21 protein-coding genes and 1 tRNA gene are annotated in these 23,535 nt (G+C 66.8%); 4 read left to right on the forward strand and 18 right to left on the reverse strand.

The features are described 5' to 3' along the window. Positions 1-4: 4 nt before the first annotated feature. The 7 genes from JS528_RS07825 to JS528_RS07855 form a co-directional block, all read right to left on the reverse strand. Positions 5-1,609 (reverse strand): NAD(P)/FAD-dependent oxidoreductase, encoded by a 1,605-nt coding sequence (locus JS528_RS07825; protein WP_214358529.1) that lies wholly within the window; start codon positions 1,607-1,609, stop codon positions 5-7. An 87-nt stretch (positions 1,610-1,696) separates the two neighbouring features. Further along, a complete protein-coding gene (locus JS528_RS07830; RefSeq protein ID WP_043167202.1) occupies positions 1,697-2,011 on the reverse strand; it encodes a DUF2469 domain-containing protein in 315 nt (104 codons plus the stop codon). Between the two features lie 108 nt (positions 2,012-2,119). Next, the gene (locus JS528_RS07835; protein ID WP_214358530.1) at positions 2,120-3,178 is read right to left on the reverse strand and encodes a GNAT family N-acetyltransferase; all 1,059 of its coding nucleotides are present in this window, start codon (positions 3,176-3,178) and stop codon (positions 2,120-2,122) included. Positions 3,179-3,467: 289 nt separating this feature from the next. After that, positions 3,468-4,967 (reverse strand): Asp-tRNA(Asn)/Glu-tRNA(Gln) amidotransferase subunit GatB, encoded by a 1,500-nt coding sequence (gene gatB / locus JS528_RS07840; protein ID WP_214358531.1) that lies wholly within the window; start codon positions 4,965-4,967, stop codon positions 3,468-3,470. A gap of 36 nt (positions 4,968-5,003) precedes the next feature. Further along, positions 5,004-6,545, reverse strand: coding sequence for an Asp-tRNA(Asn)/Glu-tRNA(Gln) amidotransferase subunit GatA (gene gatA / locus JS528_RS07845; RefSeq protein WP_214358532.1), 1,542 nt, complete (start codon positions 6,543-6,545; stop codon positions 5,004-5,006). A gap of 7 nt (positions 6,546-6,552) precedes the next feature. Further along, complete coding sequence (gatC, locus tag JS528_RS07850; protein WP_214314532.1) at positions 6,553-6,852, reverse strand: Asp-tRNA(Asn)/Glu-tRNA(Gln) amidotransferase subunit GatC; 300 nt, start codon at positions 6,850-6,852, stop codon at positions 6,553-6,555. A gap of 88 nt (positions 6,853-6,940) precedes the next feature. Continuing rightward, on the reverse strand, positions 6,941-7,750 hold the full coding sequence (locus JS528_RS07855; RefSeq protein ID WP_214358533.1) for a hypothetical protein: 810 nt from the start codon (positions 7,748-7,750) through the stop codon (positions 6,941-6,943). Positions 7,751-8,332: 582 nt separating this feature from the next. Here JS528_RS07855 and JS528_RS07860 point away from each other — a divergent pair. After that, the gene (locus JS528_RS07860; RefSeq protein WP_214358534.1) at positions 8,333-9,292 is read left to right on the forward strand and encodes a hypothetical protein; all 960 of its coding nucleotides are present in this window, start codon (positions 8,333-8,335) and stop codon (positions 9,290-9,292) included. A 444-nt stretch (positions 9,293-9,736) separates the two neighbouring features. On the opposite strand, the gene JS528_RS07865 is transcribed toward JS528_RS07860, so the two are convergent. The 4 genes from JS528_RS07865 to JS528_RS07880 form a co-directional block, all read right to left on the reverse strand. Then, on the reverse strand, positions 9,737-10,714 hold the full coding sequence (locus JS528_RS07865) for a TrmH family RNA methyltransferase (protein WP_214358535.1): 978 nt from the start codon (positions 10,712-10,714) through the stop codon (positions 9,737-9,739). A gap of 144 nt (positions 10,715-10,858) precedes the next feature. Continuing rightward, positions 10,859-11,512, reverse strand: a complete 654-nt coding sequence (locus tag JS528_RS07870) for a type I phosphoribosyltransferase (protein ID WP_214358536.1) — start codon at positions 11,510-11,512, stop codon at positions 10,859-10,861. 26 nt (positions 11,513-11,538) lie between these two features. Beyond that, entirely contained in the window at positions 11,539-12,969 is a 1,431-nt protein-coding gene (locus JS528_RS07875; RefSeq protein ID WP_214358537.1) for a DNA recombination protein RmuC, read from the reverse strand. Positions 12,970-12,985: 16 nt separating this feature from the next. Continuing rightward, positions 12,986-13,267 (reverse strand): metal-sensitive transcriptional regulator, encoded by a 282-nt coding sequence (locus tag JS528_RS07880; protein ID WP_214358538.1) that lies wholly within the window; start codon positions 13,265-13,267, stop codon positions 12,986-12,988. A gap of 155 nt (positions 13,268-13,422) precedes the next feature. Here JS528_RS07880 and JS528_RS07885 point away from each other — a divergent pair, with 155 nt between their 5' ends. Then, complete coding sequence (locus tag JS528_RS07885; RefSeq protein WP_214358539.1) at positions 13,423-16,137, forward strand: HAD-IC family P-type ATPase; 2,715 nt, start codon at positions 13,423-13,425, stop codon at positions 16,135-16,137. A gap of 252 nt (positions 16,138-16,389) precedes the next feature. On the opposite strand, the gene JS528_RS07890 is transcribed toward JS528_RS07885, so the two are convergent. From JS528_RS07890 to rpsF, 6 genes are all read right to left on the reverse strand, one after another. After that, positions 16,390-17,121: an MIP/aquaporin family protein gene (locus JS528_RS07890; RefSeq protein ID WP_214358540.1), complete on the reverse strand. Its 732-nt coding sequence runs from the start codon at positions 17,119-17,121 to the stop codon at positions 16,390-16,392. A gap of 203 nt (positions 17,122-17,324) precedes the next feature. Beyond that, positions 17,325-17,398: transfer RNA gene (locus tag JS528_RS07895), tRNA-Lys, on the reverse strand. 841 nt (positions 17,399-18,239) lie between these two features. Beyond that, on the reverse strand, positions 18,240-18,686 hold the full coding sequence (gene rplI, locus JS528_RS07900; RefSeq protein WP_214358541.1) for a 50S ribosomal protein L9: 447 nt from the start codon (positions 18,684-18,686) through the stop codon (positions 18,240-18,242). Between the two features lie 17 nt (positions 18,687-18,703). Further along, a complete protein-coding gene (gene rpsR, locus JS528_RS07905; RefSeq protein WP_093961239.1) occupies positions 18,704-18,952 on the reverse strand; it encodes a 30S ribosomal protein S18 in 249 nt (82 codons plus the stop codon). Between the two features lie 76 nt (positions 18,953-19,028). Beyond that, complete coding sequence (locus JS528_RS07910; protein WP_214358542.1) at positions 19,029-19,673, reverse strand: single-stranded DNA-binding protein; 645 nt, start codon at positions 19,671-19,673, stop codon at positions 19,029-19,031. Between the two features lie 57 nt (positions 19,674-19,730). Next, positions 19,731-20,027 carry a 30S ribosomal protein S6 gene (gene rpsF, locus JS528_RS07915; protein ID WP_214358543.1) on the reverse strand — a complete coding sequence of 99 codons (297 nt, stop codon included), beginning with the start codon at positions 20,025-20,027 and terminating at the stop codon, positions 19,731-19,733. A gap of 278 nt (positions 20,028-20,305) precedes the next feature. Between rpsF and JS528_RS07920 the strand changes: the two genes are divergently transcribed. Together JS528_RS07920 and JS528_RS07925 are read left to right on the forward strand one after the other, a co-directional pair. After that, on the forward strand, positions 20,306-21,319 hold the full coding sequence (locus JS528_RS07920; RefSeq protein ID WP_214358544.1) for a ribose-phosphate diphosphokinase: 1,014 nt from the start codon (positions 20,306-20,308) through the stop codon (positions 21,317-21,319). Positions 21,320-21,444: 125 nt separating this feature from the next. Beyond that, on the forward strand, positions 21,445-22,656 hold the full coding sequence (locus JS528_RS07925; RefSeq protein WP_214358545.1) for a MalY/PatB family protein: 1,212 nt from the start codon (positions 21,445-21,447) through the stop codon (positions 22,654-22,656). Between the two features lie 308 nt (positions 22,657-22,964). Here JS528_RS07925 and JS528_RS07930 read toward each other — a convergent pair whose 3' ends face one another. Further along, positions 22,965-23,264: a hypothetical protein gene (locus tag JS528_RS07930; RefSeq protein WP_214358546.1), complete on the reverse strand. Its 300-nt coding sequence runs from the start codon at positions 23,262-23,264 to the stop codon at positions 22,965-22,967. Between the last annotated feature and the right edge of the window lie 271 nt (positions 23,265-23,535).

Genomic DNA, 23,535 nt, shown 5'->3' on the forward strand with positions numbered 1-23,535 from the left:
TGCTTTATTTCTGCTCGTGGTAGGACTTGTCGGTGTTGACGGACCACACGTTCTTCTTGGAGGTCTTGCCGGACTTGATGTTGCCGACGGCCTCGATGGCGGTGGCCATGGAGTGGTCCATGTTGTTGTAGCGGTGCTGGCCGTTGCGGCCGACGCAGTAGAGGTTGCCGAAGCCGTCGAGGTACTCGACGAGCTCGTCCATGTGGTCGTAGGTGTCGAAGTAGGCCGGGTAGGCCTTCTTGACGCGCTCGCGGTGGGAGTCGAGCACGTCGGCCGGGCCGTTGATGACGCGCATGCGGGTGAGCTCGGAGATCGCGAACTTGGTGGCCTCCTCGTCGGACATGTTCCAGAAGGAGTCACCCTCCTCGCAGAAGTACTCGAGGCCGATCCACACGGTGTCGTCGACGTCCTTGACCAGGTACGGGCTCCAGTTGTTGAAGATCTGGAGGCGGCCGACCTTGTAGCCCGGGTCCTGCACGTAGATCCAGCAGTCCGGCACGATCGGCGGGTTGCCGAGGGTGGGGATGTCGGTCGTGTTCTTGAGGCGCAGGTGCTTGACCAGCAGACCGACGGTCACGAAGTCGCGGTACGGCAGGCCGTTGGCGACCTCGACCATGTCGGCCGGGGCGTGCGTGCCGTCCTGCTCGGCGGAGCCGGCGTCGATCGCGTTGACGAGGTCCTTGACCGGCATCGAGGAGATGAACTGATCGGCGTAGAGCTCCTTGCGGTTGCCCTCGGAGTCCTCGGTCACGACGGAGGTGACGCGGCCGCCGGCCTGACGAACCTCAATGACCTTCGCGTCGGTGACGACCTTGACGCCGGCCTCCTCGCAGTTGTGCTCGACGGTCTCCCACAGCTGGCCCGGACCGTACTTCGGGTACCAGAACTCCTCGATCAGCGAGGTCTCGACCTCGGCGTTGGAGCGCTTCTTCGGCAGAAGCTTCTGGAACGCGTTCTTGAGCACGCCCATGATGGACAGGCCCTTGACGCGCTGGGAACCCCAGTCGGCGGAGATCTGCGAGGGGTGACGGCCCCACAGCTTCTCGGTGTAGCCCTCGAAGAACATCGAGTACAGCTTGCGGCCGAAGCGGTTGATGTAGAAGTTCTCGAGGTTGTCCTCGGGCAGCTTGTGGACCATCGACTTCAGGTAGGAGAAACCGGCGACCATCGTGAGCTTGAAGCCCATCGCCTTGAGGGTGTTGGCGCTCAGCGAGATCGGGTAGTCGAAGAAGTGGCGGTTCCAGTAGATGCGGGACACGCGGTGACGCTTGAGCATCACCTTGTCCTCGACCTCCGGATCCGGACCGCCCGGCTCCATGTCGTGCTCGCGGCCGAGCTTCTTGTCGTCGTAGGACGGGGCGCCCTGCAGCGGCAGGACCTCCTTCCACCAGTCCATGATGCGGTCGTCCTTCGAGAAGAAGCGATGGCCGCCGATGTCCATGCGGTTGCCGTTGTGCTTGACGGTACGTGAGATACCGCCGAATTCGCGGGTCTCCTCGAGCACGGTCACGTCGTACTTGTCGGCGCCGCCGTCCTTGATGAGCTCCCATGCCGCGGTCAGACCCGCAGGGCCTCCACCGATGATCACCACGGATTGTTTGTCGGTCACGTTCATCTCCTTAGAACCAAAATCACGCATATCCTACCGGAGCCACCGGAACCGCACGCCGATTCTGTGCGTTTCCTTACAGAATCATCAGTGGATGTCGTCGGGGATGTCGATGTCGGTCTTCTGGACCTCCTCGACGTTGACGTCCTTGAACGTGACGATGCGCACGTTCTTGACGAATCGGCTCGGACGGTAGACGTCCCACACCCACGCGTCGGTCAGCTGGACGTCGAAGTAGACGTCCTGACCGGCGGAACGCACGTTGAAGTCGACCTTGTTCGCCAGATAGAACCGGCGTTCGGTCTCAACCACGTAGGTGAACAGCTTGATGACGTCGCGATATTCCTTGTACAGCGACAGCTCGGCGTCGGTTTCGTAGTTGTCGAGATCCTCGGCGCTCATACCTTCCTTGTTCCTCATTCCTTCGCTCGCCCCGCGACGGCATGCCGCGGGGCAGATTCACGATTCGATTGCGCAGACGGCACGGCCGCCGTCCGCCTCATGCGGCCCCTACTTGTCGCTTTCGCGCTTGCGGCCACGACCAAGAGTACGCCACCAGGCGTCCTTCGACGTCTTGCGCTCGCTCTGCCCGTACGGCCAGTTGCTCTCCTCGTCCGAATCATGCGACGAGTGCGATTCGCCCGTCTCCGCCACCGCGGCGGGCTTCGGCGGCAGACCGAGGCGTTCGCGCGCCTCCTCGGGCGTCATGTGGTGGGCGCTCTCGCGGGTGTGGGTCCTCTCCGACGACTCGTCGCCGCCGGATGTCTTCTGCCGGATGGCGATGGAGTGTTCGCGCGCGCTCAGCGCCTCCTGCACGCCCGGGTTGTCCTCGATCAGATGCATGCCGAACGCCTCGAGCGAACGGATCGGATCGTACTCGTCGAACAACGTGTCCATGACGATGAGGTCCTGGTACTTGCGCATGACCGGATCCCACAGCGCGTCGCGCGAGGTGCCGGACGGCACGAAGCCGAGCGACTGGTAGACCGAGACGGAGCGCGTGTTCTGCTCCGGCACGCTCACCCAGATGCGGTGCATGCCCAGGCCCGCCGGCTCCGGTGCGAAGCCGTAGGTCATGACGCGCGGCATCGCGTCGCGCGAGTAGCCGCGGCCGCGGTAGTCGCGACCGAGAATGATCTGGATGCGGGCGGAACGGGACCAGCCGTCGATGTCGATCAGGAAGATCATGCCGATGACGTTGCCGGTGGCGGACGCGTCGGTCTTGTGGTCCATGTCGTGGTCCGCATCGGTCAGGATCGCCCACGCGATCGTGCGGCGGGCCTCCGGATCGCCCACGCCGGACTCGGTCGGCGCCTGACCGTTCGACCACGCGACGGAGCGGGCCACCCACGCGTGCACGACGGCGCGCTCGGCGTACTCGTCCTTGCCGGTGATCTTGGTGGCGCCGTAGTAGGCGTCGAGCTGATCGAGCTTGGACAGATCCTCCATGGTAGCCGGGCGCAGATGCACCATCTCGCCGCGAATGGGCGGGATCACGATGCGTGCGGGCAGTTCGCGACGCTGCTCGTCCATCGACGCGGCCGTGTTCGCTTCCGTGTACTCAGTCATTTCCCTGTCCCTGTCGTCCCTTGCACAACCGATCGCACCGGACCTCCTTGATCCGGTTGCCGATCGCCGACCAATCATTGCCGAAGTTATCTTACTCGGCTGTATGAACGCTGGGAGGAAGCACAGGTTACCTGTAACCGAACTTCCACACGGGAGTATGAAAAAGCTCCCCTCAGTGAGGGGAGCTGGATGGGACGGACTTGCCTGAGGGCAGGATCCGTCATCACCTCGCCGCTGCCGCGGCTCGGCTGAGCCTACGGGAAGCCCACCGGGCTTCCCGCTTCACGGCTCAGCCCTTGATCTTGCCCATGACGATCTTGGTGACGGCCTTGGCGTCGGCCTGACCGCGGGTCGCCTTCATCACGGCACCGATGATCACGCCCATCGGCTTCATGTTGCCGCTCTTGAGCTTCTCGACGACGTCCGGGTTAGCCTCGAACGCCGCGTCGACCGCCGCCTCGATGGCGCCGGAGTCCTCGACGATCTTGTAGCCGTGCTTCTTGACGACCTCATCCGGGGTGCCCTCACCGGCGAGCACGCCGGCGACGGTCTGCTTGGCGAGCTTGTCGTTGAGCTTGCCGTCGGCGATGAGCTTCTCGACCTCGGCCACGTCGGCCGGGGTGACGGGCAGCTCCTCGAGGGAGACGCCCTTGGCGTTCGCCTCGCGGGACAGCTCGCCCAGCCACCACTTGCGGGCGCCGGCCGCGGAGGCGCCGGCCTTCACGGTCTCCTCGATCAGGTCGAGGGCGTCGGCGTTGAGGATGTCGCGCAGCTGCAGGTCGGTCAGGCCCCACTCGGCCTTGAGACGGTTGCGGCGCTCGCGCGGCATCTCCGGCATCTGGGCCTCGATCTCGGCGATGTGCTCCTTGGTGATGTGGAGCATGACCAGATCCGGGTCCGGGAAGTAGCGGTAGTCGTCGGCGTCGGACTTCAGGCGGCCGCCGGCGGTGGTCTGCGAGGCCTCGTCCCAGTGACGGGTCTCCTGCAGGATCTCCTTGCCCTCGTCGAGGCGCGCGGCCTGACGACGGATCTCGTACTGGATCGTCTTCTCGATGCCGCGGAACGAGTTCACGTTCTTGGTCTCGGAACGGGTGCCGTACGGGGCGTCCGCGGACGGGCGCAGCGAGACGTTGACGTCGGCGCGCATGTTGCCCTGCTCCATGCGGGCGTGGGAGATGCCCAGCGCGCGCACGATGTCGCGGATGGCGCGCATGTAGGCGCCCGCGATCTCCGGAGCGCGGTCGCCCGCGCCCTCGATCGGCTTGGTGACGATCTCGATCAGCGGCACGCCGGCGCGGTTGTAGTCGACCAGCGAGTGGTCGGCGCCCTCGATGCGGCCGTCGGCGCCACCCACGTGGGTGTTCTTGCCGGCGTCGTCCTCGATGTGCGCGCGCTCGATCGGCACGCGGAAGACGGTGCCGTCCTCGAGCTCGACGTCCAGGTAGCCGTTGCCGTTGGTCGGCTTGTCGTACTGGGAGATCTGGTAGTCGCGCGGCATGTCCGGGTAGAAGTAGTTCTTACGGGCGAACTGGCTCCACTCGGCGATCTCGCAGTGCAGGGCCAGACCCAGCTTGATCGCGTAGTCGACGGCCGTCTTGTTGACCACCGGCAGCGAGCCCGGCAGGCCGAGGCTCACCGGGGTCAGCTGCGTGTTCGGATCGCCGCCGAAGCTGACCTCGGCCGGGCAGAACAGCTTGGTCTTCGTGCACAGCTCGACGTGCGTCTCCAGACCGAACACCACGTCGTACTTCTTGGTGGCATCGGCGTACTTCATCAGTTTTTCAGCCATGATGTGTTCCTTGAAAATCCTTCCGATGTCACTTCGTCACTTGGCGAGCGAATCCAGCCACGGGGCCTTGAGGTCCTTCCAGACCGGGCCGTTCCAGTCCTCCTCGAGGGCGGCCTCGAGGGCGGCGGCGGGCTTGTACATGACCTCGTCGCGCTGCTGCGGGGCGATGAACTGGAAGCCGACCGGCAGGCCGTCGTCGCTCAGGCCGGCCGGGATGGACATGGCCGGGACGCCGGCGAGGTTCGCCGGGATCGTCGCGATGTCGTTCATGTACATGGCCAGCGGGTCGTCCATCTTCTCGCCGAACTTGAACGCGGTGGTCGGGCTGGTCGGGGAGACCAGAACGTCGGCCTGCTCGAACGCCTTCTTGAAGTCCTCGATGATGAGCGTGCGGACCTTCTGCGCGGAGCCGTACCAGGCGTCGTAGTAGCCGGCGGACAGGGCGTAGGTGCCGAGGATGATGCGGCGCTTGACCTCGTCGCCGAAGCCGGCCTCACGGGTGTAGGCCATCATGTTGGCGGCGGTCTGCGGCACGTCGGCCGGCGGCATGACGCGCAGACCGTAGCGCATGCCATCGTAGCGGGCCAGGTTGGAGCTGACCTCGGACGGCATGATGATGTAGTACGCGCCCAGGGCGTACTCGAAGTGCGGGCAGGAGACCTCGACGACCTCGGCGCCCATCTCCTCGAGCTTCCTGACGGCCTCGTTGAAGCGGGCCTCGACGCCGGGCTGGAAGCCGTCGCCGCCGAGCTCCTTGACCAGGCCGACCTTCAGGCCCTTCAGATCGCGCTTGGCGCCTTCGCGCGCGGCGGCGACCATCGGACGCGGGCCCTCCGGGATGGAGGTGGAGTCGCGACGGTCGTGGCCGCCGATGACCTCCTGCAGCAGGGCGGAGTCGAGCACGGTGCGGGAGACCGGGCCGATCTGGTCGAGCGAGGACGCCATGGCGATCGCGCCGAAGCGGGAGACGCCGCCGTAGGTCGGCTTGACGCCGACGGTGCCGGTCAGGGCGCCCGGCTGACGGATGGAGCCGCCGGTGTCGGTGCCGAGGGCCAGCGGGGCCTCGAACGCGGCGACCGCGGAGGCCGAACCGCCGCCGGAACCGCCGGGGACGCGCTCGGTGTCCCACGGGTTGTGGGTGGTCTGGTAGGCGGAGTGCTCGGTGGAGGAGCCCTGCGCGAACTCGTCGAGGTTGGTCTTGCCGAGGATCGGCATGCCGGCGGCCTTGAGCTTCTCGATGACGGTGGCGTCGTACGGCGGCACCCAGCCCTCGAGGATCTTGGACGCGGCGGTGGTCTCGATGCCCTTGGTGACGATCATGTCCTTGATCGCGATCGGGACGCCGGCCAGCTCCGGGAGCGCGGCCTTCTCCTCCGCGGTCTTCGCGTCGAAGGCGTCGGCCTGCTCGCGGGCGACGTCGCCGGAGACCTTGAGGAAGGCCTTGATGCTCGGCTCGGCGGCCTCGATCACCTCGAGGTGGGCGTCGACCAGCTCGCGGCTGGAGACCTCGCCGGACCTGACCTTCGCGGCCATCTCGGCCGCGGACAGCTTGACCAGTTCGTTGGTTGCTTGCGTCATCTTCGGTTCACTCCTCGCTTCCCAGGATTCGCGGCGCGACGAACATGCCGGCCTCGGTCTTCGGACCACCGGCGAGCGCCTCCGCCTGCGTGAGCGGGGTCTCCGGCACGTCGGGGCGCAGGTACGCCTCGAGCGGGACCGGGTTGGCGGTCGGCGGGACGTCGTCGGAGGCGACTTCCTGGACCTTGTTGATGGAATCCGCGATGACGTTCAGCTCGCCCTGCAGGCGGGTGATTTCCTCATCGGTGAGCGCGATTCGGGCGAGATCTCCCAAATGCACGATTTCTTCGCGTGTGAATGTAGGCATGCGCCTAACTATACGAGCGGTTTGTGACACGGGTGCGACGGTTCCTGAGGTCCGGGCGGCGCGGACGCGACCGCCCCCGCAGCGCCGGTCACTCCTCCTGTGCGGCGGGGTCGTACCAGGTGATGCGCAGACGGAACGTGCCGTCGGGCGCCTTCCAGCCTCTGAAGCCCAGATCGTTCCACGTCATCGGCATCGCGCCTTCGCCGGAATCAAAGGCCTCGGATTGCGCGACGAGGTCGCGTTGCGTCTTCCGCGGCATGCCGAGCGTCTTCGCCATGCATCGGAACGGCTGAGAGTCCAGCGGTTCAGCGGAGGCCGTGGCGGGGATGGTCAATGTGACGGTCGTCGGCGGATAGGTGTTGTCGTCCGCGGCCCCGGTTCCCACGGGCCCGACCGTTCCCGATGGGGTCGAGGCCTGCCGCATGTCCGACGCGCGGACGCGCTTCATCCCGGTTGTTTCCGACGAGGTCGAGGTCTCGTCGTCATTCGCGCCGGACGTTCCTGCGTCCTCCACCGCGAACGGGGCCGCATCCGTCGTCGAGGCATCGGTTCCGACGGTTCCGTTGGCGCCGGCGGCCCGTTCGTTGCAGTCGTCGACCATGGCGATGATGTCGTCGCGCGCATACCGCCGTCCGCTTTGCGCCGGCAGTTCGTACGCGCCCAGCTCGTCCGTGTAGCCGGCCCTCCCGGACCACAACCACACGCCGATTCCCACGCCCAGCGCAATCAGCACCGCCACCGCGACCGCCGGAATCACCCCAAACCGGATACGCCACCCCATCCGGCGACCGGATGACTTCCCTCCCCCGGAGCCATCCGGCCCGGGACGTCCATCAGGACCACCATGCGCATTCATCGCACCGCCCGATCCAGCCAATCCAGCGCCATCGCCATCCATAACCGCTCACCCGCCTCATCATTCATGCTCATCGCACGACCGATTCAACGCCGTCACCGGCCGTGCCGCTCACCCGCCTCATCGCCGGCATTGCCTCCAGTCTATCCGTTTCGCTCCGCCCGCAGGCACCCCTTACACACCCTTGCATGAGCCACCCCGCACCATCCACGCCCACCGCGGGAGATTCCCGACACCAACTGGCAGCAATCTCTCGCTACCATGCCTCCCGACGAGAGATATCCGCCACAACGTGGAACGAACCTCTCGCCCAGCGCTCCCGGAGAGAGCGATCTGCCACTTGGTGGCACGAATCTCTCGCCACCGCACCTCTCAGCGAGAGATATCCGCCGGTGAATGGCTGTGATATCCTGCTGGCACCTTCTCGAGAGAGTTTTCCACCAGCGGCCGGCTGCGACGTCTCTCCATCCACACCGTCAGCGAGATATCCCCACCACCGAGCGGCACGGGTATCTCGCCGCGAACCTCCGCAGGACAACGCCTGCGACGGAGGTCGGCGGGGGCTTCGTCCACAGGCCTCCGCCGCCGTTGCCCGGCGCCTCCGCCGGCGCCTACGGTCGGAGCATGAAGCAACACCGTGAGATCAACGAGCTCATCCGAACGGCGCAATCCGAACGACGATGCGCGTTCGGAGCCACGCATGCGCAACGGCAGGCCCTGTCGCGTCGTGCGCATGCGCTGGAGCTGCAACAGCCGATGCCCAATCTGTACGCCGATGCGACGTATTGGCGATCGATCACCCCGCCCGAACGTACGTTGCACATCGCCCGGACCCTGACGTTGAAGCATCCCGATTGGACGTTCGGCGGACTCACCGCCGCGGCCGCGCACGGATTCGAGCATCGGTGGGGGCTCCATGACGGGACGGTCACCGTGCTCACCGCGACGCGCGGTTCCGCCACCGGCACCGGCCGGCACGTCACACGACTACACGCCGCACCGGGGCAGACCGCCGTCGTCGTCCAGGGCATCCCGGTCACGACCCCGGCCCGCACCGTAGTGGATTGCGGACTGACGCTGGACTTCCGGGACGCGCTCGCCGTCGCCGACTCCGCATTGGCCGGCGGTCTGGCCGTCGCCGACATCCTGGCCGTGTGCTCGCGGCTGCGGCGGGACTGCGTGCCCGTGTTCCAGCTGCTGCGCTACGCGAATCCGGCGAGCGAGAACGGCGGCGAATCGTTGTCTCGCGGCACGATGATCGAACAGGGGTTCATGGTTCCGGAGGTTCAGGTGACGTTCGTCGACCCGTCCACCGGACGAACGTATCGCGCCGATTTCGTCTGGCGCCTGCCGGACGGCCGCATCATCGTCGGCGAGCTCGACGGGACCGAGAAGTACGTGAATCCGGAGATGACCGACCGCCGGAGCATCCAGGGCGTGGTGCTCGCGGAGCGGGAACGTGAGGCGGCATTGCGGCGCGCCCGCGTGACGACGATATTCCGCTTCACCTTCGACGACGTCATACGACGGAATCCGCTCGTCGGCAAGCTCCTCGCCGCCGGAGTCCCCCGGAACCTGCGGTAGGCTGCCGGTCTGACGACCGCATCATCCCCGACAACGAGAGCTACGCGCCACAATGTGGCGGATATCTCTCGCGTAGAGCACCGTCAGCGAGAGATTCCTGCCGCTCTGTGGCAGGGACCGCTCGCTTGGCGCCTCTGGAGAGAGTGACCTGCCACTTGGTGGCACGAATCTCTCACGGAACTCACCGCCAGAGAGAGGTTTCCGCCATATCGTGGCGCGGACCGCTCGCCCGGCTCTCCCGGAGAGAGCAGCTTGCCACTTGGTGGCATCAACCTCTCGCTACCGCACGGTCCAGCGAGAGATATCCGCCAGATGGTGGATGATGCCGCTCGGTTGGGGCATACGCCCGGGGATGCGCGGCAAGGCCTTGGAACCGATGGATCCGTTCCAAGCCGCTCCGATACGCCCCGGGGATGCGCGGAGGGGTCGGCTCGGCCGGAGCGGCTAGCCGATGGCGGCGTGCTGGGTGATCCAGGCGTGCATGGTGACGGCGGCTGCGGCGCCGGCGTTGATGGAGCGGACGGAGCCGAACTGGGAGATGTAGACCACGTCGTCGGCGAGGTCGAGGGCGGTCCGAGTCAGGCCCGGTCCCTCGGCGCCGAAAAGCAGCAGGCAGCGCTTGGGGAACGCGTAGGTCTCCATCGGCACGGCGCCGGGGATGATGTCCATCGCGATGACGCGCGCGGCCTCGAGCTCGCGGATGCGCGCGTCGGCCGCATCGAGCTCGGCGAGGAAGGCGGTCTGCGCACGGAGCGAATCACGCGATCCGCGGGCGGCGGCATCGACGGCGAGCCCGGAGACGGGCACCGCATCGGAGGCGGCTATATCCGGTCCAGATACGGCCGAACCGGCATGTGCGGAACCGGCCATGGCGGGAGCATCAGCGCCCCGCGCGGCCTCGTGCGCGTGGAACGCGGCGGCGGAGGCGCGGGCCCGCTCGGCGGCGATCTCGCCGGCGATGCGGTTGCGCCAGCACTCGACGAGCTCGGCAATCGAGGGGTGATGCTCCATGTGCTGGTAGAGCTCGGTCATCAGCGCGCCGTTGCGGTTCCACTTGTGCGGGCCGACGATGTGGACGCGACGGGCCTGGAACGCGTTGGCGGTGCGGACCATCGAGCCGATGTTGAAGTCGTGTGTCCAGTTCTCGATCGCGACCTCGAAGTCGTGGCGCCCGCGCGCGTCGAGATCGGCTTTGATGGCGGCGACGGTCCAGTAGCGGTAGCGGTCGAGCACGTTGCGCCGGTCGCCCTCATCAAGCAAGGCGGGATCGTAGCGGAAGCGGTCGGCGTACAGCGGCGAGGCGGGATCGTCGGGGCGCGGCTCGCCCGGACGGGCATCGGCCCACGGCCCCACACCGACCTCGCGGAAGACGGGTTCGCCGGAACGTTCGGCCTCGATGTCGATCGGATTGCGCGGGTGCATGGGACTCCTCGGCTTGATGCGGATGCGATTCGCCCGCGGCCCGGCGGGCATGACGAACACCCGACAGGCATGATCGGCAAGCCGGCGTGGCATGCGCGACCATGGCGGTCGGGTGCGGAAAATCGATGAGGCCGATACGGGCGGCTAGGCCTCGGACGGCTTCGTCAGTTCGGACTCGTGGAAGACCTGGATGAACGGCACCTCGTGGCGCGAGCCGTCGACCGGATTGATGACGGTGATCTCGTGCTCGTCCGCGCCCTCGCCGACCTCGCCGACGAGCGAGGCGACGGCCACGACGGACGCACCCTCGTGCTCGACGATCGAGAAGTCGAGGCTCAGTTCGTTGCCGTTACGCAGCGTGACCAGCGAGCTGGTCTGCACGTACGACTTCTCGGACAGCCACGCGTCGAGCAGGACGACGCGCTTGCCCTTGATGGACGGGCCCTTGATGGACGGGAAGACGAAGTCCATGACGAAGCCGTCGAGGTCCTCGCCGCGGGAGGCGGCGGCCTGGATGACGGCGCTGACCAGCGGCACGGAGGCGGCGGTCAGGGCGCCGACCGCGTCGAAGTCGTCCACGGAGTAGCCGGCGTCCTCGAGGGTGTCGAGCAGGACGTGGCCCATCACCGCGGCGCCGTGGTGGTCGAGCGTGACGCCGTAGAGCTCGGAGAACGGGCGGCCGACCACGCGTTCGCGCAGCAGCTCGCGCAGCTGGTCGCGCGGGTCGAGGGCGGCGAAGTCGACGGCGCCGCCGCGCAGATCGGCGGGGCCTGTGGAACGGAATCCGGAATCACTCATAATCTCAAGAGTACGGCCCGGTCTCGTCACGGGCGGTCGGGCTCCGACTCCGGCTCGGCGACCTCCGGCGCGGTCAGCTCGTTGACGTTGGTCTTGTCCGGGTCGAGCAGGGGGACCTCGTCGATGATCTTCGACGGATCGATCTTCTGCAGCTTGCGCGCGGTGGGCAGCACGCGGCGCTCGAGACTCGAGGCGAACGTGTTGTACGCGGCCACGGTGCGCGTGATCTGGTTGCCGAGCTTGGCGGCGCGGTCGCCGAGCACGGCGAATCGCGTGTACAGCTCACGCGAGAGGTCGAACAGCTCCTTCGCGTCGTCGGTCAGGCTCTGCTGCTGCCACGCATAGGCGACGGATTTGAGTACCGCCCACAACGTGACCGGCGAGGTGAGGGCGACCTTCTTCGAGAACGCGTCGTCCATGAGCGTGGGGTCGGTGACGAGCGCGGCCTGCAGCAGCGCCTCGTTCGGAATGAACGCGACGACGAAATCGGGGGCCGTGTCGAACGCCTGCCAGTAGGCCTTGTCGCCAAGCACGCGCACGTGCTCGCGCAGGGCTTTGGCGTGCGCCTTGAGCAGTTCGGCGCGGCGGGCGAGCTCCTCGGGGCCCGCAGAGTCGGGGATCTCGCAGGCGCGCTGGTAGTCGGAGTACGGCACCTTGGCGTCGATCGGGATGGACTTGCCGCCGGGCAGGTGCACGACCATGTCGGGCCTCTGGTCGCGGCCGTCCGCGCCCTTGACGACGACCTGCGTGTCAAAGTCGACGTGCTCGAGCAGGCCGGCCGACTCGACGATGTTCTTGAGCTGCGCCTCGCCCCACGCGCCGCGCACCTTGTTGTTGCTCAGCGCCGCGGACAGCGCGCTGGTCTCCTTGTCGAGGCGCGCCTGCTGCTCGTTCAGGCCCTTGAGCTGCTCGCCGAGCGCGCCCATCTCACGCTTGCGCCCCTCCTCGATCTGCGTGACCTTGGCCTGCAGGGCGTCGAGGTTCTTCTGCACCGGGGCGAGCGCCTCGATGACGCGGCTCTGCTCCTTGAGCCGCCGCTCCTGTTCGGCGCGCCGCTCCTCCGCGGCCTCGGCCTCCGCGCGGCGACGCTGTTCGGCCGCCTCGAGCGCGGCCTGCCTACGCTCCTCGGCCTCCGCGTCGGCGCGCTCGCGTTCGCGCTGGATGCGCACCTGTTCGGCCTGTTGGGCCTGCGCGAGCTGCGATTTGACGAACGCGAGCTGCTGGTTCGCGCCGTCGTGCTGCGCGCGCACCTCGGCGTACGCGGCGTTCAGGCGCGCGACCTCCTGATTGGCGGCCGCCTCGCGCGATCTCGCATCCTCGATCTCGGCCGTGCGCACGTCACGCGCGGTCTGCTGCCCCTTCGATTTGCCCAGCGCGAAGCCGACGGCTGCGCCCAGCGCGAGACCGATCAGCAGCACGAGCGCGGCCATGATCCATACAACGGCGTTTCCAATCATGACCCCAAGTAAAGCGTCACGATTTGACGAGTCGGGCGATGGCCGCGGACGCCTCGTCGATCCTCTCGTCGGCGACCTCGCCGCCCTCGCGCGTGGCCTGGGCCACGCAGTGCTTGAGATGGTCGTCGAGCAGGAGCAGGGCCACCGACTTCAGCGCCGAGTTCGAGGCGGAGATCTGCGTGAGCACGTCGATGCAGTATTTGTCGTCCTCGACCATCTGCTCGATGGCGCGAACCTGCCCCTCGATGCGCCGCAGTCTGGCGAGCACCTTCGCCTTGTCGTCGCCGTACCCGTGCATATGCGCTCCTTTCCTGCCCGCCGATCGCCCCGGCTTCGATTCATTCCACGGAAAACACCATTCATTATACCCCATAGGGGTATAGGGTATACACTGTCATCAGGAACTAGGATTGTCGCAGGAGCACGGCATCACCGGCACAGGGAGAGGACGGCATGGAACTCAACATATTCACCATCGCGGCGTCGCTGATCGGGGCGGCGCTGCTCACCTGGCTCATCGTGCGGTTCTTCTTCGGCACGCGGGCGAGCGCGCACGGCGAGATGGGCGACGGCGAGCAGCGCGCGACCATCACCGTCAAGGGCGGCTACTCGCCGGACGTCGTGACGATGCGGACCGGCGTGCCGATCGTATTGGACTTCGACCGACAGGAGACCGGCGAGTGCACGTCGCACGTCGTGTTCGGCGACCTCGGACTCGACGCGATGCTGCCCGGCAACGCCGCCACCGAGGTCAGGCTCCCCGCGCTCAAGGCGGGCGATTACCCGTTCGCGTGCGGCATGAACATGGTCCACGGCCTGCTGCGCGTCGAGGGCGAGGGCGACGGATCCCTCGGTCCGGTCGCATCGCCCGGCACCGGCGGCGACGACGACCGGACGGCCGACGCGGACGGGACGCACCGCTCCCCCGCCGCGACCGGCGCCGACTTCGCCGCGGCGCAGGAGCGCGAGGCCGAGGAGCGCCGCGCGGAGATCGCGCACCTGACCAAGCTCGTCGCGCTCGGCACGGTACTCACACTGCCCGTGTTCGTCGGCATGATGCTGCACATGATCGACCACATGCTCGTGCCCGCGTGGCTCATCAACCCGTGGCTGCAGGCCGTGCTCATCACGCCGGTCATGTTCTACTGCGGCGCCCCGATCCACCACGTCGGCTTCCCGGCTCTCAGGCACCGCGCGCCGGACATGAACTCGCTGGTCTCGCTCGGCACGAGCGCCGCGTACCTGTACAGCCTGCTCGTGTGCGTGGCGCCGTGGCTGCTGCCGGAGGGGTCGCGCGAGCCGTACTTCGAGTCGGTGGGCGTGGTGATCACGCTCGTGCTGGTCGGCCGCCTCCTCGAGACGAAGGCGCGCGAGGGCACCGGCAGGGCCGTGCAGGCGCTGATCGGACTGCGCCCGCGCACCGCGCACCGGCTGGTCGACCCGGAGACCGTCAGGCTCGCGCTGGACGCCGCTCGGGAGCGGTCCGGCGACACGGCCGACGGCGCGCAGTCCGCATGGCTCGACCCGCACGCGTACGCGGACGTCGACATCGACGACGTCAAGCCCGACGACCTCATCGTCGTCAAGGCCGGCGAGCGCATCCCGACCGACGGCGCGGTCGTCGCGGGCGAGGCCGAGGTCGACGAGTCGATGATCACCGGCGAATCGCAGCCGGTGCGCAAATCGGCGCAATCCGGCGCCGACGCGACGCTCACCGGCGCGACGATCGTGCTCAAGGGGAACCTGCTCATGCGCGCCACGCAGGTGGGCGGCGACACGGTCCTCTCGCAGATCGTCGCGATGGTGGCGCGCGCGCAGGCGACGAAGGCGCCGGTGCAGCGGCTCGCGGATTCGATCGCGCGCGTGTTCGTGCCGGCGGTGTTCATCGTCGCGGTGTGGACGTTCGCGGTCTGGTTCGCGATCGGCCCGCAGCCGGCGCTGGCGCACGCGCTCGTCACGGCGGTGAGCGTGCTCATCATCGCGTGCCCGTGCGCGCTGGGACTGGCCACGCCGCTGTCGGTGACGGCCGCGACGGGCGTGGGCGCGACGAACGGCGTGCTCGTCACGAGCGCGAAGGCGCTGGAGAACGCGCGCCGGATCGGCACGGTCGTCTTCGACAAGACCGGCACGATCACGCGCGGCGTGGCCGACGCGGATTCGACCGACTGGAGCCGTCCGAGCTATGAGCGCGACCCGATCAAGCCGGGCTCGAAGGAGGCGGTGGCCGCGCTGCGCGACGCCGGCATCCGCACGGTCATGCTCTCCGGCGACAAGGCCGACGTGGCCGAGCACATCGCGGCGCGCGTCGGCATCGACACGGTCATTGCGCAGGTCAAGCCCGACGGCAAGGCGTACTGGATCGAGCGGCTGCAGCGCGAGCCGCACGACGGGCTCGTCGCGATGGTCGGCGACGGCATCAACGACGCGCCGGCGCTCGCGCAGGCCGACCTGGGCCTCGCGATCGGCACCGGCACGGACGTGGCGATGCGGTCGGCCGACGTGACGCTGATGAGCGGCGACCTGCGCGGCGTGATCCGCACGATCAACCTGTCGCAGGCGACGATGCGCAACATCCGGCAGAACCTCGGCTGGGCGTTCGGCTACAACGTGATCGGCATCCCGATCGCGGCCGGCGTGCTCTACCCGTTCACCGGCTGGCTGCTGAGCCCGATGATCGCGGGACTCGCGATGGCGCTGAGCTCGGTGTGCCTCGTACTCAACGCGAACCGGCTGAACCTCGTGAAGGTCAACGGCGATACGGTCGCGCGGCGCGGGCGGATCGCGGCGCAGGGTTCCGGAAACGACGCGCCCGCCGCCTCCGGCTCTCCCCATCAGGGCGAACCGTCCGCCCGCGACGGACTGAGGGGATCCGACGGCCCGCGCGTCATCATCGACGAACGCACGTCACTCGCCACGGGAGCCGGCGACGGCCACAACACTTCCCCATCACACAACCACAAGGAGAACACCATGGAAATGAATCACATGCACATGCACCACGCGGCGCCGACCGACGGCGAGACCGCGACCGATCCGGTGTGCGGCATGACCGTCGCCGTGAACGCCGATGCGATCACGCGCGAGTACGAGGGCAAGACCTACTACTTCTGCGGCGAGCACTGCGCGAAGAACTTCGCCAAGGCCCCGCAGATCTTTCTCGAGCAGTAAGCGTTCCGACTCCGCCGGGTGAGTGGGCTCAGCCAGTATTGGGTGAGCCGGCCCGACTGTGTTCCGTCCTCGCCGGCGGGGGCCGGCTCGCGAAGCGAGACTGGGGGGTGGTCATTCCCGGTGAATCCGCACCACCCCGGTCGGCCCTCGCCGGCGGGGCGAGCATCGTGCCATATGACGAAGCGGCCCGTCGCCCTTCCCGCACATGGGAAAGGGCGACGGGCCGCTTCGTCATATCAGAGGACCATGCCCTTAGTTGAAGAACATGGTGAACAGCCAGCAGCCGATGATCGCGCCGACGATCGGGGCGACGACCGGGATCCAGGCCTCGTTCCAGCGGGAGTGGCCCTTGTTCGGGATCGGCAGCAGGGAGTGCAGCAGTCGCGGCATGAGATCGCGGGCCGGGTTCAGGCCCGGGCCGGTCGGACCGCCCATGGAGGTGACGAGGCCCCACACGATGAAGCCGACGACGATGGCGGCGGCGGCCGGATCCTTCTCGCCCCACGGGTCCATCAGGCAGCACAGCGCGCCGAAGACGAGCACGAGGGTGCCGAACATCTCGTTGAGGAAGTAGTTGGTCTTCTTGTTGTCGGCATCGGTGGTGCAGAACGTGGCCAGAATGGCCTCGGCGTCATCGGTGTCCTTGTAGTGCGGGTAGTAGGTCAGGTACACGATGAACTGACCGAGCGCGGCGCCGAGCAGCTGCGCGATGATGTACGGCAGCACCTCGTCCCACGGGAACAGGCCGTTGATGGCCTGGGCGAGGGTCATGGCCGGGTTGATGTGCGCACCGGAGATCGCGCCGAACATGAGGACCGGGAACATGACGCCGAAGCCGTAGCCCATGGCGATGTTCAGCCAGCCGGCGTGGTGGCCCTTGGTGTTCTTGAGCTCGACGTTGGCGACGGAGCCGTTGCCGAAGATCATCAGGATGGCGGTGCCGAAGAACTCGGCCGCCAGCTTCGTAAAGAGGGAGTATTCCACTGCTTCTTCTTTTCTTCTCTATCTGCTGTTGTTGCTGATTGATGAGTGATGCGACTACGGCGCACGCGCCGTGCAAACTAGGCAAGTGTACGCCGAGGGCTGAACCGTGTGGGACGAGCCACATGTCGCACGGCGTTCCGCGCAGGCTGCGACAATGTCGCAAAACGAAAAAGACCGAAGCCTTTCGGCCTCGGTCTTGTCTGTGCCCCCGCAGGGATTCGAACCCTGGACACGCTGATTAAGAGTCAGCTGCTCTAACCAACTGAGCTACAGGGGCGTTGGTCAGATGTTGAAGTGTTCCTTGCAACGAGTGATAAATATACACGCATCCGCGCCTGACGCAACCCTCGGCGTGTCGCACCTCCTCCGACATCGGAACCGCACCGTTCCGCCGCCGCGAACCAACCTCCGCCCCGGCCCGGTCGGGCCGCCCATCGGACCACCCACCTCAGCCATCGGACCACCCCAACCGGACCGCCCATATAAGCCGCCGGAGCGCCCATCGAACCATCCACCTCAGCCGCCGGAGCGCCCGACCGGACCTACCACCTGCCCGCATCGCCCCACCGTTCCGGCTTGCCGAGCCATTATCGCCACCAAGTGGCGGTTATCTCTCGCGCAGAGCCACCCAAGCGAGAGATAACCGCCACTCACCGGTCGGAATCTCCCGCCAAGGTCATCCAGCGAGAGTTCTTCGCCACTCACCGGCAGTCATCTCTCGCATAGATGTCGCGCAGCGAGAGATAGTTGCCATGGAATCGCACGAATCTCTCACTCAGACGCGCCATGGCATCCCGATGGCATCCCCGGCGCTCCGGCAACCCGGCGGCAACCCGGCGGCAACCCGGCAACCCGGCAGCCCGGCGGCAACCCGGGGACCCAGCAACCCGGCAGCCCGGCGGAACCCGGGGACCCAGCATCCCGGCAGCCCGGCGGAACCCGGGGACCCAGCGGAATTCCGGGGACCCGGAGGAACCCGGCAGCCCAGCAAGATCCCGGCAGCCCGAACGCGCGGGCATACGAAAAACCCCGCGGCCCGAATGCGGGCGGCGGGGTTTTCAGTGCTTAAGCTCAGACAATCAGTCTGATGGGGTTCCGGGCGTCACACCCGGAATCATTCACTCGGCGACGACCTTGACGAAGAACTTCGCGACGATCTCCGGGTGGAGCTGGACCTCGGCCGGGAACTCGCCGGTGGTCTTGATGGCCTCGACGGTGATGGCCTTCGGATCAACCGGGGCCTTGTCGAGGAGGGCCATCGCGATGGCCTCCTTGGAGATGGAGCCGAAGAGCTTGCCGGACTCGGACACCTTGGCGGCGATCTCGACGGCGGAGCCCTCGATGGCGGCCTTGGCGGCGACGGCGTCCTCGCGGGTGGCGACGGCCTTGGCCAGACGCGCGCGCTTCATGGCGACGATCTGAGCCTCGGCGCCCTTGTTCCACGCGAAGGCGAGGCCCTGCGGGATCAGGTAGTTACGAGCGTAGCCGGCCTTGACCTCAACGACGTCACCGGAGTGACCGAGGTTGGCGACGGTCTTGGTGAGAATAACCTTGGTATCAGCCATGTTCATAGCCTCCTAAATCAGCGACCGGACGTGGCGTACGGCAGCAGGGCCATCTCGCGGGCGTTCTTGATCGCCTTCGCGAGCTCGCGCTGCTCCTGCACGGTGACGCCGGTGATACGACGGGAACGGATCTTGCCGCGATCGGAGATGAACTTGCGCAGCAGCGCGACGTCCTTGTAATCGATCTCGGTGACCTTGGCGGCCTTCAGCGGGTTCGGCTTCTTCTTGAACGGCTTGACCGGCGGTTGCGGCCTCTTGCGTGACATGATGTTCTCCTTGTTTACGATGTGATGCTTTATGCGGCGCTTGGCGCCTTATGCGTTGGGATTCAGGTGCGTGCGATCAGAACTCGGGATCGTCGTCGGATCCGCCGCCGAAATCGGAGGAACCGCCGAACGTCGAGAAGCTGGAGCCGGAACCGGCGTCGCTGCTCCACGGATCGGCCGCGGGGGCCTGGTTCTGGGACGGAGCGGCCTGCTGGGCCGGAGCGGAGGGCTGGCCGAAGCCGGAGCCGCCACCCTGGTAGCCGTTGCCACCGGAGTAGCTGGCGCCACCGGAGTAGCCGCCGTTGTTGCCGCCGCCGAAGCCGCCCTGGCCACGGCCCGCGAAGCCGCCCTGACCGGACGACTGGCGGGTCACCTGGGCGGTGGCGTACCGCAGGGAGGGGCCGATCTCGTCGACCTGCATCTCCACGACGGTGCGGTTGGAACCGTCCTGCGCCTGATAGGAGCGCTGCTGCAGACGACCCTGCGCGATCACGCGCATGCCCTTGGACAGGGACTGCGCGCAGTGATCGGCGAGATCACGCCATGCGGAGCAGCGCATGAACAGCGCCTGACCGTCCTCGAACTGGCCGGACTGGCGGTTGTACGTGCGCGGCGTCGACGCGATGGTGAAGCTCGCCACGGTCGCGCCGGAACCGATGGTTCGCAGCTCGGGATCCGCGGTGAGATTGCCGATGATGGTGATCGTGGTTTCGCCTGCCATGACGCTACCTTCTTATCCACGCCCGACGCTGCACGCGCCGGACTCACGCTTTACGCTTTACTTGGCGTCCTTACGAAGGATCTTCGTACGGATCACGGACTCGTTGAGGTTGAGGACACGGTCGAGCTCATCGCTGGTAGCGGGCTCGGCGGTGTAGGTCACCACGACGTAGTTGCCTTCGGTCTTGCCGGCGATCTCGTAGGCCATCTTGCGACGGCCCCAGTAATCGGGCGTATCGACAACGCCGCCTTCCTTGGTGACGAGCTCCAGATACTGCTCGGTCAGCTTCTTCAGACCGCGCTCATCCAGCTCAGGATCGGCGATGAACATCAGTTCGTACTTGTGCGCAGACATCACCCACCTCCTTCGGACTATTCGGCCACGGACCTTCCGTGGCAGGAGTGTGTTTACGCGTTACTGCCCCGCGGTCGATCGGACAAACCCGAACCGCCGCGAAACACAACTTCACCAAGATAACGCGCACGCGCGACAGCGGCAGGTCCGCACGACGCCCGACGCCCGTCCACGCGGTGCCTAGTACCCCTAGTACACTGTGTAGAGGCTGTTTAGGGCCCGGCCACAGCGCCGGGCCCGCACTAGGTTCGCGAACACGCAAAGGACGGATACGTAACATGTCGACGCTGCTCGAAGGCACCCCGGATAAGCGTATGGCGCTGGTCACCGGCCGCGCATACCCCGAGTTGGCCGATCAGGTCGCTTCGTGCCTGGGCACGGAAGTGCTCGAAACCACTGCCTACGACTTCGCGAACGGCGAGATGTACGTGCGCTACACCGAGCCGGTGCGCGGCGCGGACGTGTTCGTGCTGCAGTGCCACTCCGGTCTGATCAACAAGTGGATCATGGAGCAGCTCATCATGGTCGACGCCCTCAAGCGCGCCTCCGCCCGCACGATCACCGTGGTCGCGCCGTTCATGGGCTACTCCCGTCAGGACAAGAAGCATCAGGGCCGCGAGCCCATCACCGCCCGCCTCGTCTACGATCTGTTCCGCACCGCCGGCGCCGACCGCATCATGACGGTCGATCTGCACGCCTCGCAGGAGCAGGGCTTCTTCAACGCGCCGGTCGACCACCTCACCGCCACGCCGGTGCTGCTCGACTACGTGCGCAACCACATGCCGCTGGAGAACACCACCGTCGTCTCCCCCGACGCCGGTCGCATAAAGGTGTCCGAGCGCTGGGCCGCCAAGCTCGGCGGCGTCCCGCTCGCGTTCATCCACAAGACGCGCGACATCACCCGTCCGAACCACGCCGTCGCGCACGGCATCATCGGCGAGGTCGCGGACCGCGACTGCGTGGTCGTCGACGACATGATCGACACCGCCGGCACGATCTGCGAGGCCGTGCGCGCCCTGCGCGGCGCCGGCGCCCGCTCCGTGACGCTGGTCGCGACGCACGGCCTGCTCTCCGGCCCGGCCGTCGAGCGTCTGCGCGACTGCGGCGCGAAGGAGATCGTCCTGATGGACACCGTGCCGATCCCGCAGGAGAAGCGTCTGCCGAACATGACCGTGCTGTCCGTCGCGCCGCTGCTGGCCGCGGGCATCCGCTCCGTGTTCGAGGAGGGATCCGTCGCCACGCTGCTGGAGGGTCTGCCCGAGGACATGCGTCCGCGCAACATCTACGCGTGACGCGTCGTCCCGATCATCGCTTTGCTTATGCTGTGCGCACTCCGCGCACAGCATTCTTTTTGCCGTTCGTCGATCGACGACGAGTACGACGATAGGAACAGCCGATAGGAACAGGAGGAGCGGGAATGTTCGATTTCACGACGATGCCGGAGCGGCACGGCCACGACGCGCTGGCGGTCGACGGCATCGGGGCGCCGAACAACGCGATGGCGCCGGGCGCGCCGAAGGACGACTTCGACGCGATCCCGATGTGGGTCGCGGACATGAACTTCGCGACGGCACCGGCCGTCACGCGCGAGATCGCGCGACGACTCGAGCATCCGCTGTTCGGCTACTTCAACCCGACGGACGCGTACTACGACGCGATCATCGACTGGCAGAGCCGACGCAACGACGTCACCGGACTCAAGCCCGAACACATCGGCTACGAGAACGGCGTGCTGGGCGGACTCGTCTCCGCGCTGCGCGCGTTCGCGGCGCCGGGCGAGTCGATCCTCGTGCACTCCCCCACATACAACGGCTTCACGATGGCGGTCGAGTCCGCCGGATACCGGCTCGAGCACAGCCCGCTGTACCGCGACGCCGAGGGCGTGTGGCGCATGGACTACGAGGACATGGACCGCCGTCTCAAGGCGGGGCGCATCCACTTCGCGCTGTTCTGCTCGCCGCAGAACCCGACCGGCCGCGTGTGGGAGCGCGAGGAGATCGAACGGGCGATGGAGGTGTTCCGCGCGAACGACTGCGTGGTCGTCTCCGACGAGATCTGGTCGGACCTGATCCTCGATACGCATCGGCACATCCCCACGCAGTCGGTGAGCGAGGATGCGCACAACCGCACGATCGCGTTCTACGCGCCGAGCAAGACGTTCAATCTGGCGGGACTGATCGGCAGCTATCACGTCGTGTACAACCCGTACCTGCGCGATCGGTTGGAATCGTCCGGCGCACGCACGGAGTACAACAACATGAACGTGCTGTCGATGCACGCGCTCATCGGCGCGTACTCGCAGGACGGCGAGGCGTGGCTCGACGAGCTGCTCAAGGTGCTCTCGCGCAACCTGCGCGTCGGATTCGAGTACTTCGACGCGATCGAGGGCGTCGAGCTGGCGCGGCCGCAGGGCACGTACATGCTGTTCCTCGACTGCGAGGGCTGGTGCCGCGCGCACGGGCTGACGATGGACGAACTGATCCGTCAGGGCTGGGACGTCGGCGTCGCCTGGGAGGACGGGCGGTTGTTCGGCGGCGACTGGACGATCCGTCTGAACCTCGCGCTGCCGCTGTCGCGCGTCGAGGAGGCGCTGCGGCGTCTGGACGAGCACGTGTTCGTCGTCCGCTGAGTTCCGAGTGTGTCTTCCCCCGGCCATTTGACTGATTGGCACGGTTGCCCCGATTCCCCGATACCGGGCGTGATGCCTATGGCAATCGCCCGGTCCGGAAGCCACCGGACGCCACCGGACCGGGCGGACCGACAGTTCCCATGCAATTCCCAGCAAACGCGCATGGCGCATTGAAGAAGGTGCGGTTATATAGGAACTGCGATCGAAGAGATCGCGATAACTGAACTTCCTTCTTCTTCTCCTTTCTTCTCCTCTCCTTGAGCCCGGCCCAACCCGCCGGGCTTTTGGTTTGTGCGCGAGTATCGCGGCTACCGGTTGAGGCTGGTGGTGATCTGCTGCTCGACGCGGTCGTAGGCGTTGGACAGGATCATGTTGCCCGGGACCGTCGTGATGAGGAACGCGAGGATCGCGGCGATGACGGCCTTGAGGACGCCCTTGATGATCTTCGCGACGATGCGGAAGACCACGTAGCCGATCATCGCGCCGACCGCGATGCTCACGCCGGTGCGCACGGAATCGGGCAGCGTGCCGTACCAGATGACGAACCGGTCGATGGCGGACAGGTCGAGGTTGTCGAGGTTGATGTTGTTCAGATCGATGGCTGGCATAGCGGTTCTCCTTCATATCGGGCCGGGGCCGGCGCCGGGCTCGCCCCATCATGCCGCACGGACATGGGAAACCCTTCGCCCGCTCCCCCATCGTCGCATTTCCCGCACACCCGTCATCCGGTTCGCAACCGAGCGTCGACGAACCTTATCGAATTGTTACGAAAGTGACACGCCGTCAGTGAACTTTCAGAGGAATTGCCGTGTTTTTGATGGAAAGCCGACTACCGTTCGCAGGTGATTGTCGAGCACGGTCGCTTGTCGGCGCATTGCG

Origin of the sequence: Bifidobacterium santillanense (assembly GCF_018555385.1) — a bacterium.
GTDB lineage: Bacteria > Actinomycetota > Actinomycetes > Actinomycetales > Bifidobacteriaceae > Bifidobacterium > Bifidobacterium santillanense.

What these genes read in the sequence shown, in the direction of transcription:
- JS528_RS07830 (WP_043167202.1), bottom strand. Translation starts at nt 2,011, where the DNA reads ATGAGCGCCGAGGATCTCGACAACTACGAAACCGACGCCGAGCTGTCG.
- JS528_RS07835 (WP_214358530.1), bottom strand. Translation starts at nt 3,178, where the DNA reads ATGACTGAGTACACGGAAGCGAACACGGCCGCGTCGATGGACGAGCAG.
- gatB (WP_214358531.1), bottom strand. Translation starts at nt 4,967, where the DNA reads ATGGCTGAAAAACTGATGAAGTACGCCGATGCCACCAAGAAGTACGAC.
- gatA (WP_214358532.1), bottom strand. Translation starts at nt 6,545, where the DNA reads ATGACGCAAGCAACCAACGAACTGGTCAAGCTGTCCGCGGCCGAGATG.
- gatC (WP_214314532.1), bottom strand. Translation starts at nt 6,852, where the DNA reads ATGCCTACATTCACACGCGAAGAAATCGTGCATTTGGGAGATCTCGCC.
- JS528_RS07855 (WP_214358533.1), bottom strand. Translation starts at nt 7,750, where the DNA reads ATGGATGGCGATGGCGCTGGATTGGCTGGATCGGGCGGTGCGATGAAT.
- JS528_RS07860 (WP_214358534.1), top strand. Translation starts at nt 8,333, where the DNA reads ATGAAGCAACACCGTGAGATCAACGAGCTCATCCGAACGGCGCAATCC.
- JS528_RS07865 (WP_214358535.1), bottom strand. Translation starts at nt 10,714, where the DNA reads ATGCACCCGCGCAATCCGATCGACATCGAGGCCGAACGTTCCGGCGAA.
- JS528_RS07870 (WP_214358536.1), bottom strand. Translation starts at nt 11,512, where the DNA reads ATGAGTGATTCCGGATTCCGTTCCACAGGCCCCGCCGATCTGCGCGGC.
- JS528_RS07875 (WP_214358537.1), bottom strand. Translation starts at nt 12,969, where the DNA reads ATGATTGGAAACGCCGTTGTATGGATCATGGCCGCGCTCGTGCTGCTG.
- JS528_RS07880 (WP_214358538.1), bottom strand. Translation starts at nt 13,267, where the DNA reads ATGCACGGGTACGGCGACGACAAGGCGAAGGTGCTCGCCAGACTGCGG.
- JS528_RS07885 (WP_214358539.1), top strand. Translation starts at nt 13,423, where the DNA reads ATGGAACTCAACATATTCACCATCGCGGCGTCGCTGATCGGGGCGGCG.
- rplI (WP_214358541.1), bottom strand. Translation starts at nt 18,686, where the DNA reads ATGGCTGATACCAAGGTTATTCTCACCAAGACCGTCGCCAACCTCGGT.
- rpsR (WP_093961239.1), bottom strand. Translation starts at nt 18,952, where the DNA reads ATGTCACGCAAGAGGCCGCAACCGCCGGTCAAGCCGTTCAAGAAGAAG.
- JS528_RS07910 (WP_214358542.1), bottom strand. Translation starts at nt 19,673, where the DNA reads ATGGCAGGCGAAACCACGATCACCATCATCGGCAATCTCACCGCGGAT.
- rpsF (WP_214358543.1), bottom strand. Translation starts at nt 20,027, where the DNA reads ATGTCTGCGCACAAGTACGAACTGATGTTCATCGCCGATCCTGAGCTG.
- JS528_RS07920 (WP_214358544.1), top strand. Translation starts at nt 20,306, where the DNA reads ATGTCGACGCTGCTCGAAGGCACCCCGGATAAGCGTATGGCGCTGGTC.
- JS528_RS07925 (WP_214358545.1), top strand. Translation starts at nt 21,445, where the DNA reads ATGTTCGATTTCACGACGATGCCGGAGCGGCACGGCCACGACGCGCTG.
- JS528_RS07930 (WP_214358546.1), bottom strand. Translation starts at nt 23,264, where the DNA reads ATGCCAGCCATCGATCTGAACAACATCAACCTCGACAACCTCGACCTG.